This window comes from Paenochrobactrum glaciei (genome assembly GCF_039522165.1).
Lineage (GTDB): Bacteria > Pseudomonadota > Alphaproteobacteria > Rhizobiales > Rhizobiaceae > Paenochrobactrum > Paenochrobactrum glaciei.
This window is the reverse complement of record NZ_BAAADE010000001.1, coordinates 677,218-692,376: the sequence shown is the minus strand read 5'-3', so window position 1 is coordinate 692,376 and position 15,159 is coordinate 677,218. Positions and strand designations below refer to the sequence as shown.

13 protein-coding genes are annotated in these 15,159 nt (G+C 51.3%); 7 read left to right on the top strand and 6 right to left on the bottom strand.

Annotated features, from left to right (window positions below):
* Positions 1-264 precede the first annotated feature (264 nt).
* Complete coding sequence (locus ABDZ76_RS03320; RefSeq protein WP_343801276.1) at positions 265-1,299, top strand: aspartate-semialdehyde dehydrogenase; 1,035 nt, start codon at positions 265-267, stop codon at positions 1,297-1,299.
* Positions 1,300-1,398: 99 nt separating this feature from the next.
* Here ABDZ76_RS03320 and ABDZ76_RS03315 read toward each other — a convergent pair whose 3' ends face one another.
* Both ABDZ76_RS03315 and leuD read right to left on the bottom strand, forming a co-directional pair.
* Complete coding sequence (locus tag ABDZ76_RS03315; protein WP_343801273.1) at positions 1,399-1,821, bottom strand: metallopeptidase family protein; 423 nt, start codon at positions 1,819-1,821, stop codon at positions 1,399-1,401.
* 27 nt (positions 1,822-1,848) lie between these two features.
* A complete protein-coding gene (gene leuD / locus ABDZ76_RS03310) occupies positions 1,849-2,454 on the bottom strand; it encodes a 3-isopropylmalate dehydratase small subunit (RefSeq protein WP_343801270.1) in 606 nt (201 codons plus the stop codon).
* 83 nt (positions 2,455-2,537) lie between these two features.
* On the opposite strand from leuD, the gene ABDZ76_RS03305 reads away from it, so the two are divergent.
* Positions 2,538-3,467 carry an HpcH/HpaI aldolase/citrate lyase family protein gene (locus ABDZ76_RS03305; protein WP_343801266.1) on the top strand — a complete coding sequence of 310 codons (930 nt, stop codon included), beginning with the start codon at positions 2,538-2,540 and terminating at the stop codon, positions 3,465-3,467.
* A gap of 81 nt (positions 3,468-3,548) precedes the next feature.
* The gene (locus tag ABDZ76_RS03300; RefSeq protein WP_343801263.1) at positions 3,549-3,755 is read left to right on the top strand and encodes a DUF1737 domain-containing protein; all 207 of its coding nucleotides are present in this window, start codon (positions 3,549-3,551) and stop codon (positions 3,753-3,755) included.
* A gap of 39 nt (positions 3,756-3,794) precedes the next feature.
* Here ABDZ76_RS03300 and ABDZ76_RS03295 read toward each other — a convergent pair whose 3' ends face one another.
* On the bottom strand, positions 3,795-5,882 hold the full coding sequence (locus tag ABDZ76_RS03295; RefSeq protein ID WP_343801260.1) for a M3 family metallopeptidase: 2,088 nt from the start codon (positions 5,880-5,882) through the stop codon (positions 3,795-3,797).
* Positions 5,883-6,008: 126 nt separating this feature from the next.
* Here ABDZ76_RS03295 and ABDZ76_RS03290 point away from each other — a divergent pair, with 126 nt between their 5' ends.
* From ABDZ76_RS03290 to typA, 4 genes are all read left to right on the top strand, one after another.
* Complete coding sequence (locus ABDZ76_RS03290) at positions 6,009-6,461, top strand: MarR family winged helix-turn-helix transcriptional regulator (RefSeq protein WP_343801257.1); 453 nt, start codon at positions 6,009-6,011, stop codon at positions 6,459-6,461.
* A gap of 127 nt (positions 6,462-6,588) precedes the next feature.
* Positions 6,589-7,779 (top strand): multidrug effflux MFS transporter, encoded by a 1,191-nt coding sequence (locus ABDZ76_RS03285; RefSeq protein ID WP_343803004.1) that lies wholly within the window; start codon positions 6,589-6,591, stop codon positions 7,777-7,779.
* Between the two features lie 271 nt (positions 7,780-8,050).
* Positions 8,051-9,430, top strand: coding sequence for a magnesium transporter (mgtE, locus tag ABDZ76_RS03280; protein WP_343801254.1), 1,380 nt, complete (start codon positions 8,051-8,053; stop codon positions 9,428-9,430).
* Between the two features lie 223 nt (positions 9,431-9,653).
* Positions 9,654-11,468 (top strand): translational GTPase TypA, encoded by a 1,815-nt coding sequence (typA, locus tag ABDZ76_RS03275; protein WP_343801251.1) that lies wholly within the window; start codon positions 9,654-9,656, stop codon positions 11,466-11,468.
* A gap of 78 nt (positions 11,469-11,546) precedes the next feature.
* Here the strand turns inward: typA and ABDZ76_RS03270 are convergent, their stop codons facing one another.
* Genes ABDZ76_RS03270 through ABDZ76_RS03260 form a run of 3 tightly spaced genes read right to left on the bottom strand, consistent with a single transcriptional unit; the run spans position 11,547 to position 15,084 of the window.
* Positions 11,547-12,491 (bottom strand): ABC transporter permease, encoded by a 945-nt coding sequence (locus tag ABDZ76_RS03270; RefSeq protein ID WP_343801248.1) that lies wholly within the window; start codon positions 12,489-12,491, stop codon positions 11,547-11,549.
* Positions 12,488-13,531 (bottom strand): ABC transporter permease, encoded by a 1,044-nt coding sequence (locus tag ABDZ76_RS03265; RefSeq protein ID WP_343801245.1) that lies wholly within the window; start codon positions 13,529-13,531, stop codon positions 12,488-12,490. Before ABDZ76_RS03265 ends, ABDZ76_RS03270 begins: the two co-directional genes overlap by 4 nt.
* Complete coding sequence (locus tag ABDZ76_RS03260; protein WP_343801242.1) at positions 13,531-15,084, bottom strand: ABC transporter ATP-binding protein; 1,554 nt, start codon at positions 15,082-15,084, stop codon at positions 13,531-13,533. The genes ABDZ76_RS03265 and ABDZ76_RS03260 overlap by 1 nt, the downstream gene beginning before the upstream one ends.
* Positions 15,085-15,159 lie beyond the last annotated feature (75 nt).

Below are 15,159 nucleotides of genomic sequence, written 5' to 3'. Positions count from 1 at the left end.
GCGCATGTGGACAAGGAGAACTCGCGTGATACGGGTTGATGCAACATTATCAGTTTCGATGAAAACTGCCGGTGATTTCACCGGAGATGTTCGCATGTCTTCTACCTCTATAAAACCGATTGCTACCACGTTGAAAACGACCATTAAAACGGTCTGATTTCCCTTGGCCTGCTCGCCCTCTCCCGGGTCTGGTCCGGGGGCAGAGGTTTCCGCGTGATGTGTGGAAAATCTGGTTCTGGAAGCGGAGAGGGACAGGAGATAATAATGGGATTTAAAGTTGCAGTTGTTGGCGCTACAGGCAATGTCGGGCGCGAAATGCTCAATATTCTTGAAGAACGCGGCTTTCCGGCAGATGAAGTGGTTGCACTTGCATCGCGTCGCAGTGTGGGTACAGAAGTTGCTTATGGCGACCGCACCCTCAAGGCTAAAGCGCTGGATGATTATGATTTCTCCGACACCGATATCTGCCTGATGTCAGCTGGCGGCAATGTTTCCAAGGAATGGTCACCAAAGATCGGCGCACAGGGTTGCGTTGTCATCGATAATTCCTCGGCATTCCGCTATGACAGCAATGTGCCGCTTATCGTGCCGGAAGTGAACCCTGATGCGGTTGACGACTTCAGAAAGCGCAATATCATTGCCAATCCGAACTGCTCAACTGCACAGCTCGTACTGGTTTTGAAGCCGCTTCATGATGCAGCTAAAATCAAGCGCGTTGTTGTTGCCACTTATCAGTCCGTATCGGGTGCTGGTAAAGAAGGCATGGATGAGCTTTTCACCCAGTCCCGCGCTGTTTTTGTGGCCGATCCTGTCACCAACAAAACCTTCACCAAGCGTATTGCCTTCAACGTCATTCCGCATATCGACGAATTTATGGAAGACGGCTACACGAAGGAAGAGTGGAAGGTCACAGCTGAAACCAAGAAGATGATTGATCCGAAGATCAAGCTCACCGCAACTGCTGTGCGCGTTCCGGTTTTCATTGGTCACTCGGAAGCTGTGAATATCGAATTCGAAAACGAAATTTCGGCTCAGGAAGCCACCGAAATCTTGCGCAATGCGCCAGGCGTTCAGGTGATCGACAAGCGTGAAGCCGGCGGTTACATCACCCCTTATGAAGCAGCCGGTGAAGATGCAACTTTCGTCAGCCGTATCCGTGAAGATATCACGGTTGAAAACGGCTTGTCCTTGTGGGTTGTTTCCGACAACCTGCGTAAAGGTGCAGCGCTCAACACTGTGCAGATCGCAGAACTTCTTATTGCACGTGACCTGATCACACCAAAAGCGCATCAGGCTTAATTGCCCGCTTTAAACAGGATCAAAACAAATGCCGCCTGATGAAAGTCAGGCGGCATTTTTATGTTTAAATGACGGAGGTTAGTGGCTCAGTTGAGCGCCTCAGATTTCTGCATCCATGGCCAGCATTTCATCATCATTAAGGCCAAAGTGATGGCCGATCTCATGAATGAGCACATGGGTGATAATTTCATGCAATGTTTCTTCGTGCTCACACCAATAATCAAGAATGGCACGGCGAAACAGGGTCATGCGATTGGGGCGCTGATTGTCTGTTTGCAAGCTAAAGCGTTCGCCCAAACCTGCACCTTCAAAAAGGCCGAGCAGGTCAAAAGGCGTATCGAGACCTAAATCTTCAATGATGGAATCGTCGGGAAAATCAGCGACATGAAGGGACATGTCGGGGCACAGCTCGCGAAATTCTTGCGGCAGATGTGCATAGGCCTGAAGTGTCAGTGATTCGATTTCAGTCAGATTGGGCGCCAGTCGCGACGCCCATATTCCGGTTTGGTCAGATCGGGGCATAGCGTCAGCCAGCCCCGCAGCATTTTTTTAGGCCCACGGACGCAGCTCTGCATTCTTGGCTTCAAACGTATCAATGCTTGTTGCTTTTTCCATGGTCAGGCCGATATCGTCCAGACCATTGAGCAGGCAATGACGTTTGAAATCATCCAGTTCGAAGTGAATTGTGCCGCCATCAGGACCCGAAATGGTCTTTTCTTCCAGATCGATAGTCAGCGTCGCATTGGAGCCGCGCTCTGCATCATCCATCAGCAATTCAAGCTGTTCCGGTGTCACTTTGATTGGCAAAATACCGTTCTTGAAGCAGTTATTGTAGAAAATATCTGCAAAAGAGGTGGAAATGACGCATTTGATGCCGAAATCAAGCAGAGCCCAAGGCGCATGTTCACGCGAGGAGCCGCAGCCGAAATTATCGCCCGCAACCAAAATCTGGGCATTGCGGTAACCGGCTTTATTGAGAACGAAATCAGGATTTTCACTGCCGTCTTCATTGAAGCGCATTTCAGCAAAAAGACCTTTGCTCAGACCTGTGCGCTTGATTGTCTTCAGGTAATCCTTCGGAATAATCATGTCCGTGTCGATGTTGATGATCGGCAGTGGAGCTGCGACGCCGGTGAGCTTGGTAAATTTATCCATGGCCATAACCTGTCGGTTGTAATTTCATTGTTGAAAGAGGGTTTACACCAGCTATTCACAGAGTCAACTTATGCAAGCTTAAGATGTGCAATCTGACGCAGTTGAAGATGACGTCTGAGATGATTGAAAGAGGGGGCATAAAGACATCTATGAAGAATATTACGCGGCCGCGCCGTTCGGTTTTATTTGTTCCGGCTGCCAATGCGCGCGCACTGGAAAAGTCGCTTGCGCTTGGTGCCGATGCAATCATCTATGATCTGGAAGATTCTGTTGCTGATGATGTGAAAGTTGCATCGCGTGAGGCACTGGCTGCGCATTTGAGCGCTCATCCGGATGTGCCGTTTGAGCGTATTGTGCGCATCAATGCACTGGATGGTGCCTTTGGCGATGATGATGTGAAAATGGCGGCAGAGGCAGGCATTGATGCCGTGCTGGTGCCAAAGGTTGAGCGCCCGCAAGATGTAATTGATGTGGCGCGTAAACTCGACAAGGCTGACGCGCCGGAAAACTGCCGCATCTGGGCGATGATTGAAACCCCGCGCGGTATTCTCAATGCGGATGAAATTGCACAATTGGGCAGCCGTTCATCGGCACGTTTGAGTGCTTTTGTGGTGGGTCCCAATGATATTGCCCGTGAAAGCGGTATCCGCACATTGCCGGGCCGCCCTTATCTGGTGCCTTGGCTCATGCAAATTATTCTGGCCGCCAAAGCCGGTGGTTTGGAAGTGCTGGACGGCGTCTATAATGATTTTAAGGATGTTCAAGGCTTTGAAGCCGAATGTGTGCAGGGCGCTTCCATGGGCTTTGACGGCAAGACGCTGATCCATCCGTTACAAATTGCAGGTGCTAACATTGGTTTTTCTCCAAGTGAAGATGAAATTGCCCATGCAAAAGCAGTGGTAGAACTCTTCACGCGACCAGAAAATATGAGTAAAGGCGTAGTGTCTTTAAATGGTCAGATGATCGAGCGTTTGCATTTGCATATGGCGGAACGTGTTTTGGCAAAGATTTGATATCTTTATTCAAAACAGGTCTAACCGCTTAAGCTCGGCATAAGATTTGCGCTTTATGGCGGTTTGTGAAGGAGAAATATTATGAAGCTTTATCGTTTTATCACGGGTCCGGATGATTCAGCATTTTGTCATCGCGTGACAGCTGCTTTGAACAAAGGCTGGGAACTTGCCGGTTCGCCAACCTATGCGTTCAATGCCGCAACCGGCGTTTTGCATTGCGGCCAGCCGGTGACCAAGGAAGTTGAAGGCGTTGAATATACGCCAGACATCAAGCTTGGCGAATATTGATTGTTAAAAAAGGCCGGTCACTGACCGGCCTTTTTATTGTTATTTATTCAAACCGCGATTAGCGATCATCGCCTCAGGGCTTGGCATTTTACCGCGGAATTTTTTATACAATTCTTCCGGATCGGCACTGCCGCCAGCGGCATAAATATATTTCTTCAAATTGGCTGCCAGCTTCGGATTAAACGGATCACCGCTTTCTTCAAAAGCTGCAAAAGCGTCGGCATCCAGCACTTCCGACCACATATAGGAATAATAGCCTGCTGAATAACCATCGCCCGAAAACACATGGGTGAAATGCGGGGTGCGGTGACGCATGATGATGGCATCTGGCATGGAAAGTTTTGCCAGTGTTTGTTTCTCAAATTCAATCGGGTCGTCGATTTTTGTCGGGCTGGTATGGAAGGCCATATCAACCAGAGCAGAAGCGGTAAATTCTACCGTTTGGAAACCCGCATTGAAGGTTTGCGCGGCCAGCACCTTGTCGAGAAGTGCTTTTGGCATCGCTTCGCCGGTGCGGTAATGCACGGCATATTTTTCTAAAATTTCCGGTACGGTCAGCCAATGTTCGTAAAGCTGTGACGGTAATTCGACAAAATCGCGCGACACTGCAGTTCCGGCAACGGCTGGCCAAGTCACATCGGTCAAAAGTCCGTGCAGAGCATGGCCGAATTCGTGGAAAAGTGTGCGCGCATCATCAAGCGACAGTAAAGCCGGTTCACCTTGGGCAGGTTTGGCAAAGTTCATCACATTATAGATGATCGGCTGCTGGCCGCCATCAAGCTTGTGTGCAGATTGCAGAGCACTCATCCATGCGCCGGAACGCTTTGATGTACGGGCAAAGTAATCAGCTAAAAACAGACCGCGGCGGCTGCCATCAGCATTGAAAACTTCAAAGACACGCACATCAGGATGCCATGTTTTAATGCCTTTTTTCTCTTCAAAACGGATGCCGAAAAGACGCGTGGCAACATCAAATGATGCCTGAATGATCTTGTCCAGTTGGAGATAAGGTTTAAGTTCTGCTTCATCGAAGGCGAATTTTTCAGCACGCACCTGTTCCGCGTAAAAACGCCAATCCCAAGGTGCAACTTTATGATTGCCGCCTTGTTTGATGATGAGGTCGGTTAATTCAGCTTCTTCTTCCGTTGCTTTAGCGCGCGCCTTTTCCCAGACCGGCTCCAGCAAATTCATCACTGCATCGGGCGATTTTGCCATTGTGTCATCAAGTTTGAAGGCAGCAAAATTATCATAGCCGAGCAGTTTGGCTTTGCGCTCACGCAATTTCAGCATTTGAGCAACGATTGCCTGATTGTCATTGGCGTCGTTGTTCTGGCCGCGATGCGCCCAGGCGGTAAAAGCCTGCTCACGTAAATTGCGATTTTGCGAGAAGGTCAGAAATGGTTCGATGATGGAACGCGACAGTGTCACTGCCCACGCGTCTGTGCGGCCACGTTCTTCCGCGGCATTGCGCATGGCATTGCGCAAGAAATCCGGCAGACCGGCGAGATCATTTTCGCTGTCGAGATAAAGCGCCCATTGCGATTCATCTTTCAAAACATGCTGGCTGAAGGAAGCGCCAAGGCTTGCCAGTTCTTCATTGATGCCTGCCAGCTCCGCTTTACCGGACTTGTCGAGTTTGGCACCGGAACGCACAAAACCTTTCCAGATTTTTTCCAGCACACGCAAGGTTTCGCTGTCGAGATTAAGCGTGTCGCGTTTTGCATGAATTGCATCCACTTTGGCAAAAAGCAGCGGATCCATCATGATGCGGGAATAGTGACGCGACATTTTTGGCGCGACATCACGCTCCAATGCCTGAATAGTATCATTGCTGTGCGCACCGGCACGCATCCAGAAAATAGAAGAAACGCGCTCCAATGCTTTGCCGGAAAGCTGTAAAGCTTTTAGCACATTTTCGATTGTCGGTTCTGCTTCATTAGCGACAAGGGCTTCAACTTCATGTAAATCTTGGGCAAAGGCTGCTTCAAAAGCCTGACCGAAATCATCATCGGTAAATGCATTGAAATCCGGCAGACCCAGCGCACCATTCCAATGGGTGAGGGCGTTTTGTGCGGTATTATTGCCCGGATTGTTTGACGAAGAAGTGGTGGCTTTAGAGTCTGACATGAACGGCTCGCTCCGATGCTGATTGTTTTCATCTGACTTAAGCCTTTATCGGCAGCCTCACAAGGTGACGCTTGACGGAAATGTAAGAAAATAATAAGTGAACCTTACTATATGGAGGCTGTATGAATGCCGACCCAACGCTATAATCCGAATGCCTTCGGGTTTTTGATCAATGATATTGCCCGTCTTTACCGCGCTGAAATCGACAGACGTATTGCGGAAGCGGGTTTGGATCTGACGGCAGCAGAAGCGCGCACACTGATGCACACTGCCCGCCATGCGCCTGTGCGCCAAACTGTTTTAGCTGAGCATATGGGCATCGAGGCGATGACTGTTTCGGGCTACCTTGATCGCTTGGAAAAGGCGGGATTGGTGATCCGTGAGGCTGATCCCGTTGACCGGCGTGCCAAGCTTGTAGTGCTTACCGATGCGGCAGGGCATGTGCTTGATGTGGTCGATGATATTTCTCGCAGCGCCCGTGAATTGGTAACATCGATGATTGGTCAGAGCGAGTGGAATAAGCTGGTCAGCCAGTTACAGATAATTCGTGAAAGTTTAACCCAACGGTTGCGTGGCTGAAACAGCAGGCAACAGACAGGGCATGAAGGTGGATAAGGTTTTGGCGGACACTCGGCAGGCAGTTGAAAAGCAAAATGCTGCGGCACAAAAAACTATACCGCCTGAAACCGAAAATGCTGCACCGGTTATGAGTGAGCGTCTGGTCGGTGTGGTTGGTGGTTTTATCGCCGCAATCGGTGCCGTATCGATGGGGCTTTATACGCCCGCAATGCCGGAAATTGTCCATGCTTTTGGCACAACAGAAGCCATGGTAAAACTGACATTATCAACCTTTTTTGGTGGTTTTTGTCTGGCGCAGCTTGTCTGTGGGCCAATGGCAGATGGATGGGGGCGCAGACCCGTCACCATCGGTTATATGCTGGTTTATCTGATTGCCAGTGTTGCTGCTTTATTATCCAGTAATATTGAAACCCTGCTGGTGGCGCGCTTTTTTCAAGGTGTCGGGGCGGCTGTTGGTGTTACTGTTTCGCGTGCGATGGTGCGTGATCTTTTCACCAATGAAGCATCGGCGCGGGTGATGAACCTCATCGGCATTGTCATTGCGGTGGGGCCTGCCGTGTCGCCAACCCTTGGCGGCCTGACCATGCATTATTTCGGCTGGCACGCTATTTTTGTCATTATGGTTCTGCTCGGACTTGCCGTGGTGCTGACAGCGGTTTTTGTCATTCGTGAAACCGGAACGCCGGATCGCACACGTCTTCATATCCGGCCGCTTTTATCGTCTTACGGGCGCTTGTTGCGCAGCCGTCATTTCATGTATCCGACTATGGCGGTGGCTGGTGCCACCGGTGCGCTTTATACAGCGGCAACCATTCTGCCTTTTGTACTAATGCAGAAAATCGGCCTGACCCCGACAGAATTCGGCCTTGGCCTTATATTGCAGACCAGTTTTTATCTGAGCGGCGGTTTATTGTTCCGGGTGCTGATGGGGCGCTTTGGTGCGCGTAATCTGGCAACAGCCGGATATGTGATTATTCTGGCCGCAAGTGCTTTGATTATCACCATGCTCAGCCTGTTTGAGCCGACCTATCTGCGGGTGATGTTGCCGATGGCTTGTTATGCTTTCGGGATTTCCTTTGTTATGCCGCAAATGACTTCCGCCGGAATGGCACCTTTTCCGCAAATGGCCGGTTCTGCTTCGGCCTTGATGGGCTTTTTTCAGATGAGTGGTGGTTTGGTTGGTGGTTCAGTTGCTGCCACTTTAAGTGATCCGCTCTTTGCAATGGCATTGCTGATCCCGTCATTTGGTGTGCTGGCAATGAGCAGCTATATTTTATGGCGCCGATTACCACCTTTACCGCCCGTAATTTTGCGCTAAACTGTCATAATAGTGCAAAAAAGCCTCACTAAAGCTTAGATGTTGCGGCTTGAAACATTGATGTCTTGACATTAAATGCGACAAAGCCCACACAGCGCTGCGTAGGTAATTTTATTTCGCATTGCCTGCATTAACCAACCGGAGTCTATGCTCTTATGCCCAGCGACAGTCACAGTCGATTGTGCCAGCCGTCAACGGCATCGTGATCTGATCGTTTTTGGTCAGTTTGCACGATCTGCCTTTGGCGGCGGATCGACAGAAAGGCAAACTTATGACCGATTTTACACCGGAAGTATTGAACGTGGCTGATTTGCCGGCCGCTGCTATTGTTCAAAAAATTGAAACCATGCGCACTGCTGATGCAGTGGAAGTGGTCAATGAACTTGGATTAGATGATGCTGTACAAGTTGTGTCGCAGCTCTCGCAAGATCATGCCGTGCGCCTGCTTGATCAGCCGGAATTAAACGAAGCAGCACCGATTATTGCTATGCTGCCGCCGGATCTGGCTTCTCTCTTGCTTGATGCGATGTCCGCTGACCGCGCGACAGACGTTTTTCAGGCTTTGGATGAGCCGGAACGTAACCATTTATTTCCTCTGCTCGCTCTTGAAACCAAGGTCGCGCTGAAGAAATTGATGGGCTATGCGCCGAACACGGCCGGTAGTCTGATGACGATTGAGTTCATCGCAGTACCTGCCAATTGGACGGTTGCACAGACACTGACTTATATCCGTCAGGTGGAACGCTCCCGCGAAACAGTTTACGCCATCTATGTGGTTGATCCGAACACAAAAGTCTTGCAGCGCGTGGTGACACTGCGTCGCTTGATTATGTGTCAGCCGGATGAACTGATCATCACTGTCAGTCGCGATCAGGATCCGGTGGCGATTTCGCCGCTGACTGACCGTGAAGATCTGGCGCAGCTTTTCCGTAAGCACGACTTGCTGGCTGTGCCGGTAGTGGATGAGAAGCGCCATGTTATCGGCATTGTGACCGTGGATGACGTGCTTGACGCGATGACCCACGAAATGAGTGAAGACACCTATAAGTTCGGTGGTATGGAAGCGCTGGATAAGCCTTACATGCAGATCGGCTTTGGCCAGATGCTGAAAAAGCGCGCTGGCTGGCTGGGTGTCTTGTTCTTAAGTGAAATGCTCACCGCCAGTGCGATGCAGCATTATGAAGTTGAGCTGGAAAAAGCGATTGTTTTGACGCTCTTCATCCCGCTGATTATGAGCTCGGGTGGTAACTCAGGTTCGCAGGCAACCTCGCTGATCATTCGTGCGCTTGCATTGCAGGATGTGAAACTGCGTGACTGGTGGCGTGTTGCCTTGCGTGAACTGCCTGCCGGTATCGCTCTTGGCAGTTTCTTAGGTCTTATCGGTGTTACCCGTATCGTCAGCTGGCAGATGCTCGGCTTCTATGATTACGGTACTTACTGGTATCTGATTGCTGCAACTGTCGGGCTGGCGCTTGTTTGTATCGTCACATTCGGCTCGGTTGTCGGCTCGATGCTACCCTTTATCATGCAAAGGCTGGGCTTTGATCCGGCCAGTGCGTCTGCGCCCTTTGTGGCGACTCTCGTGGACGTAACAGGGCTTGTTATCTATTTCAGTGTCGCGCTCGCGATCCTGTCAGGAACCCTGTTATAGTCTCAACTGGGGCAGAATAATGTAAAATGCATGTCATCATAAATTATATAAAGACATGCATAAAAACAAAAGATTAAAGCAGTTTGCCTGTGTATCGGCAGATGCAAATTGCTTTAATCTGCGCTGCCCCTTTTAAAAATGCAAAAAAACATGTAAAGAGCGCGTCATTACATGGCCGTGCTCTTTAGTGCCGCCCTAAACCCCATAATAGAAGTGATCTCCTATGGAATTGCGCAATATCGCTATTATCGCACACGTCGATCATGGCAAAACCACGTTGGTGGACGAGCTGCTGAAGCAAGGCGGCTCATTCCGCGACAATCAACGCGTTGCTGAACGTATGATGGACTCAGGCGATATCGAACGCGAACGCGGCATCACCATTCTTGCCAAAGCGACTTCGGTCATTTGGAAAGACACACGCATCAATATCGTTGATACACCGGGCCACGCCGACTTCGGTGGCGAGGTTGAGCGTATCCTGAATATGGTTGATGGTGTTATCGTTCTTGTCGACTCCGCTGAAGGCCCGATGCCACAGACGAAATTCGTTGTTGGTAAGGCGCTTAAAGTTGGTTTGAAGCCAATCGTCGCGATCAACAAAATTGACCGTCCAGATGGCCGTCATGAAGAAGTTGTTGACGAAGTTTTCGATCTTTTTGCAGCTTTGGACGCAACCGACGAACAGCTCGACTTCCCGATCCTTTATGGTTCAGGCCGTAACGGCTGGATGGCTGCAAATCCGGATGGCCCTAAAGATCAGGGTCTGGCACCATTGTTTGACCTCGTGCTGAAGCACGTTCCTGCGCCTAAGGTTCAGGAAGGTCCGTTCCGCATGATCGGTACCATTCTGGAAGCTGATCCGTTTCTGGGTCGCATCATCACCGGTCGTATTGCTTCCGGTTCGATCAAGCCGAACCAGAGCGTAAAAGTTCTGGCGCAGGACGGTACAGTTCTGGAAAACGGCCGCGCCTCCCGCGTGCTGGCATTCCGTGGTATTGAACGTCAGCCGGTTGAAGAAGCAGTTGCAGGCGATATCGTCGCGATTGCCGGTCTTTCAAAAGGTACTGTTGCAGACACATTCTGCGATCCGTCAATTTCGGAAGCCTTGCAGGCGCAGCCGATTGATCCGCCAACCGTGACCATGTCCTTCATCGTCAATGACAGCCCGCTGGCCGGTACGGAAGGTGACAAAGTTACCAGCCGTATGATCCGCGACCGCTTGATGAAAGAAGCTGAAGGCAGTGTTGCTCTGAGCATCGAAGAATCCAGCGAAAAGGATTCCTTCTTTGTATCCGGCCGTGGTGAATTGCAGCTTGCAGTTCTCATCGAAAACATGCGCCGTGAAGGTTTTGAGCTTGGTGTTTCCCGTCCGCGTGTTGTGATGCGCGAAGGCGAAAACGGCGAAAAGCTTGAGCCGATCGAAGAAGTTGTGATCGACGTTGATGAAGAACATTCAGGCGTTGTGGTTCAGAAAATGTCTGAACGCAAAGCTGAAATGGTTGAACTGCGTCCATCCGGTGGTGATCGCGTTCGTCTGGTGTTCCATGCACCGACACGCGGCCTGATCGGTTATCAGTCAGAACTTCTGACCGATACACGCGGTACTGCAATCATGAACCGTTTGTTCCACGATTATCAGCCTTACAAGGGTGAAATTGCTGGCCGTAACAACGGTGTTCTGATCTCCAACGATCAGGGTGAAGCTGTTGCTTATGCACTCTTCAACCTTGAAGATCGTGGTCCGATGATCATTGACGCAGGGGCAAAAGTTTATGCCGGTATGCTGATCGGTATTCACTCCCGCGACAACGATCTGGAAGTGAACGTATTGAAGGGCAAGAAGCTCACCAACGTTCGTGCGTCCGGTAAGGATGAAGCTGTGAAGCTGACCCCGCCGATCCGCATGACCCTGGAACGCGCTCTGTCATGGATTCAGGATGACGAATTGGTGGAAGTTACACCTAAGTCCATTCGTCTGCGTAAGCTCTACCTCGATTCAAATGAGCGCAAGCGCTTTGAAAAGAGCCGTGGTTAATTAATTACGAGAATAAGATTAAAAAAACGGCGCCTCAAAAGGGCGCCGTTTTTGTTTGTTGGGTATCTGCCGAAACACCTATCTTTCGCCACGGCGATAAGGCTGCATCAAGGCTTGCGGCACACGGGCACGGCGCGCCATCACAACCAGTGCGACAATCGACATGATATATGGGATCATCAGAAACAGCTGATAAGGGATCATCTTGCCATAGACGGTCTGCAGGCGCAGCTGGAAGGCATCAAAGAGCGCAAACAGCAAAGCGCCGACAAGCGCGCGTACGGGCTTCCATGAGGCAAAGACCACCAATGCGATGCACACCCAGCCGCGACCCTGCATCATGGTCGGGAAGAAGCTGTTGAATGCGGAAAGTGTGAGAAACGCGCCGCCCACAGCCATTAGCGCACTGCCGAACATGATTGAGAAAATACGTACCCGGATCGGGTTGATACCTTGTGCTTCAGCTGCATGCGGGTTTTCACCGGTCATGCGGATGGCAAGGCCGAGAGGCGTGCGGAACAGCACATAAGCCAGCAGCAGTGCCAGTGGAATGGCAATATAGGTGAGGGCTGTTTGCACGGCAAAAACTTCACCCAAAAACGGAATATCTTTCAGGATTGGCAATTGCAGCGGCTGAAACGGTGTGACCGATGGCGGGCTTGAAGACACCGGCACCAGCAAGCGGAACAGAAAATAGCTTAAGCTTGAAGCAAAAAGCGTAATGCCAAGGCCAACCACATGTTGGGAAAGGCCAAGCGGCACGGTGAGGGCCGCGTGAAGCAGGCCGAAAAGTGCACCGCAAAGGGCTGCTACCAGCACGCCTGTCCAAAGGTCTGCCCCGTTGAAAACGGTGAGCCAGCCAATCATCGCACCAAAGGTCATAATGCCTTCAATGCCGAGATTGAGCACACCGGCACGCTCACAAAAAAGCGCGCCCAATGTGCCGAAAATCAATGGTGTGGCGATACGCAGGACAGAAGCCCATAGACCGGCGGAAACGAGGATGTCGAAAATTTCCGTCATCGTGTGATCCTGTACTGAGTGAAGAAAAGGGCGACCAGCATGGTCAGGAGCGAAAGTGCAACTGTCACATCGGCAATGAAGCTTGGAATGCCGATGGCACGGCTCATGCCGTCAGCACCGACAAACATTGCGGCTGCAAAGAGAGCGGCAAAGATTGCGCCAATCGGATTAAGATTGGCAAGCATCGCTACGATAATGCCGGAATAGCCAAAGCCGGGTGACAAATCGGTGGTGACATAGCCTTTGACACCCATCACCTGAATGGCACCGGCAAGACCGGCCAAACCACCGGAAATGCACGCAACTTTAATCAGTGTTTTAGCTAAAGGCACACCGGCAAAAACGGCAGCTGCCGGATTAAGACCAGCTGCTTTTGATTCAAGCCCGAAGACAGTGCGTTTTTGCACATAAGCGATGATGACAGCCAAGGCGATGGCAATCAAAAGCCCGACATGCAGACGCATGCCAGTCATAATGCGGGGCAGCATGGCATTGCTTGGCACCGGTTCTGATTGCGGCCAGCCAAAGGCCATCGGGTCTTTCATCGGACCTTCGATCATCATTGAGACGATTAACACGGCGACGAAGTTTAAAAGAAGGGTGGTGACCACTTCATCTACGCCGAAACGGAGGCGCAAACCCAATGGCACCAGCAGCCAGACCATACCGGCAACAGCTCCGGCAATCAGCAAGAGCGGAATGAAAATGGCTGATGGCAGGCTTAACTGCGAGCCGACAGCAACCGCCAGCAGTGCCCCCATATAAAACTGGCCTTCCGCGCCGATATTCCACAATTTGGAGCGGAAAGCGACAGCAGCCGCAAGGCCGGTTAAAATCAGCGGCGTAGTGCGGGTCAATGTTTCGGAGATCGACAATTTACTGCCGAAAGCGCCAATGGCGATCTGGCGGAAGGATTCCAGCACCGGCGCACCGGCGGCGGCGATCAGCAAGCCTGCCAGAATAAAAGCAGAAATAACGGCCAGAAGCGGTGCAGTGGCAACCAGCAGCATCGGCCTTTGTTCACGACGTTCGATGCGCATCAGTTGAGCCCTTCATTTGTTTTTAAACTCGTGCCGCCCTCAGCTGCCGCGTTCCACTCTCCGGCCATCATCAGCCCCAGTTTTTGTGCGTCTGCTTCATTGGTATCAAGGGCAGGCGAGAGGCGACCTTTGACAATGGCCTGTACGCGGTCAGCAAGGCTTAAGGTTTCGTCCAGATCTTCGGAAATGAGCAGCACACCTGCGCCAGCACGGCGCGCTTCTAAAATACGGGCATGAACGGCGGCAACAGCGCCTTCATCAAGGCCGCGCGTTGGCTGGGCAGCGATCAGAATGCGCGGCGTGCGCTCCAGATTGCGGCCTAAAATCAGCTTTTGCATATTGCCGCCTGAAAGCAGACGAATGCGGGTGTCGGGCGTGCCGCCGCGCACATCAAAACCATCAATAATGGTTTGCGCAAAGCGGCGCGCTTCTTGCGCTTTGACGAGGCCGGCTTTGGAAAATTCCGGCTCATGCAAGCGCTCAAGCACGGCATTTTCCCAAATCGTCAGATCACCAACCGCACCTTCACTATTGCGATCTTCAGGGATGCGTCCAAGACCAAGGGAAACAAAACGGCGCGGATCGTAGATTTCAACGATATTGCCGAACATTGAAAAGACACCGTCTGATGGTTTGACAAGGCCGGAGACGAGGCGGCCAAGGGTCGCCTGTCCATTGCCTGAAACGCCGATAATGCCAAGGGTTTCACCGGCACGAAGCTCAAAATTGATCTGGTCGAGGCGGGTGACTTTATTTTCAACAACGCTCAAATCTTTGGCCGAAAGCACCACTTCCTTCGGTGTTGCAGCATCGCGCACAGGGCGCGCCACACGGCGTCCCACCATCAGTTCGGCCAGTTCCGCCTTTGATGTATCTTGCACATTGCGCTCTGCCACCAGCTTGCCGCCGCGCAAAACAACGATGCGGTCAGCGGCTGACATCACCTCATGCAATTTATGCGAGATGAAAATCAGCGACAGCCCCTGGCGCGCCATTTCTTTCAATGTCGCAAAAAGTGTTTCAGCTTCCTGAGTGGTCAAAACCGCGGTTGGTTCATCCAGAATAAGAATATCGGCATCATTATAAAGCGCTTTTAAAATCTCAACGCGCTGTTGTTCGCCCACCGACAAATCGCCAAGGCGTGCATCGGGATCAACAATCAGGCCAAAACGGGTGGCGATCGAATTGATCTTGGCGCGCGCGGTTGTGGTGTCGGAGCGCAACCGGAACAGGCTTTGTGTGCCGGTCATGATATTTTCTAAAACGGTGAGATTGGGCGCGAGGGTAAAATGCTGATGCACCATGCCGACACCGGCATTGATGGCAGCACGTGTGCGCCCTAAAGGCAATGCCTCGCCTTTGATGAAAACACGCCCTTCATCCGGCACATAATGGCCGAAGAGAATATTCATCAAAGTGGTTTTACCGGCACCATTTTCACCCAAAAATGCCAGAACTTCACCTTTGCCCAAGTGCAGCGACACATTATCATTGGCGGTCAGCGTGCCGAAGCGTTTGGTGATGTTTTCGAGTTGCAGGACAGGTGTGTTCATGCGTGCAGCCTCGTGCTTTGCAAGACCGGCAGGTTAAGGCCGGATTGTGCTGAAAAATCGGCTCTGCACGGAAAC

Coding starts and splice junctions, on each gene's coding strand:
- ABDZ76_RS03320 (WP_343801276.1), top strand. CDS start 265: ATGGGATTTAAAGTTGCAGTTGTTGGCGCTACAGGCAATGTCGGGCGC.
- ABDZ76_RS03315 (WP_343801273.1), bottom strand. CDS start 1,821: ATGCCCCGATCTGACCAAACCGGAATATGGGCGTCGCGACTGGCGCCC.
- leuD (WP_343801270.1), bottom strand. CDS start 2,454: ATGGATAAATTTACCAAGCTCACCGGCGTCGCAGCTCCACTGCCGATC.
- ABDZ76_RS03305 (WP_343801266.1), top strand. CDS start 2,538: ATGTGCAATCTGACGCAGTTGAAGATGACGTCTGAGATGATTGAAAGA.
- ABDZ76_RS03300 (WP_343801263.1), top strand. CDS start 3,549: ATGAAGCTTTATCGTTTTATCACGGGTCCGGATGATTCAGCATTTTGT.
- ABDZ76_RS03295 (WP_343801260.1), bottom strand. CDS start 5,882: ATGTCAGACTCTAAAGCCACCACTTCTTCGTCAAACAATCCGGGCAAT.
- ABDZ76_RS03290 (WP_343801257.1), top strand. CDS start 6,009: ATGCCGACCCAACGCTATAATCCGAATGCCTTCGGGTTTTTGATCAAT.
- ABDZ76_RS03285 (WP_343803004.1), top strand. CDS start 6,589: ATGAGTGAGCGTCTGGTCGGTGTGGTTGGTGGTTTTATCGCCGCAATC.
- mgtE (WP_343801254.1), top strand. CDS start 8,051: ATGACCGATTTTACACCGGAAGTATTGAACGTGGCTGATTTGCCGGCC.
- typA (WP_343801251.1), top strand. CDS start 9,654: ATGGAATTGCGCAATATCGCTATTATCGCACACGTCGATCATGGCAAA.
- ABDZ76_RS03270 (WP_343801248.1), bottom strand. CDS start 12,491: ATGACGGAAATTTTCGACATCCTCGTTTCCGCCGGTCTATGGGCTTCT.
- ABDZ76_RS03265 (WP_343801245.1), bottom strand. CDS start 13,531: ATGCGCATCGAACGTCGTGAACAAAGGCCGATGCTGCTGGTTGCCACT.
- ABDZ76_RS03260 (WP_343801242.1), bottom strand. CDS start 15,084: ATGAACACACCTGTCCTGCAACTCGAAAACATCACCAAACGCTTCGGC.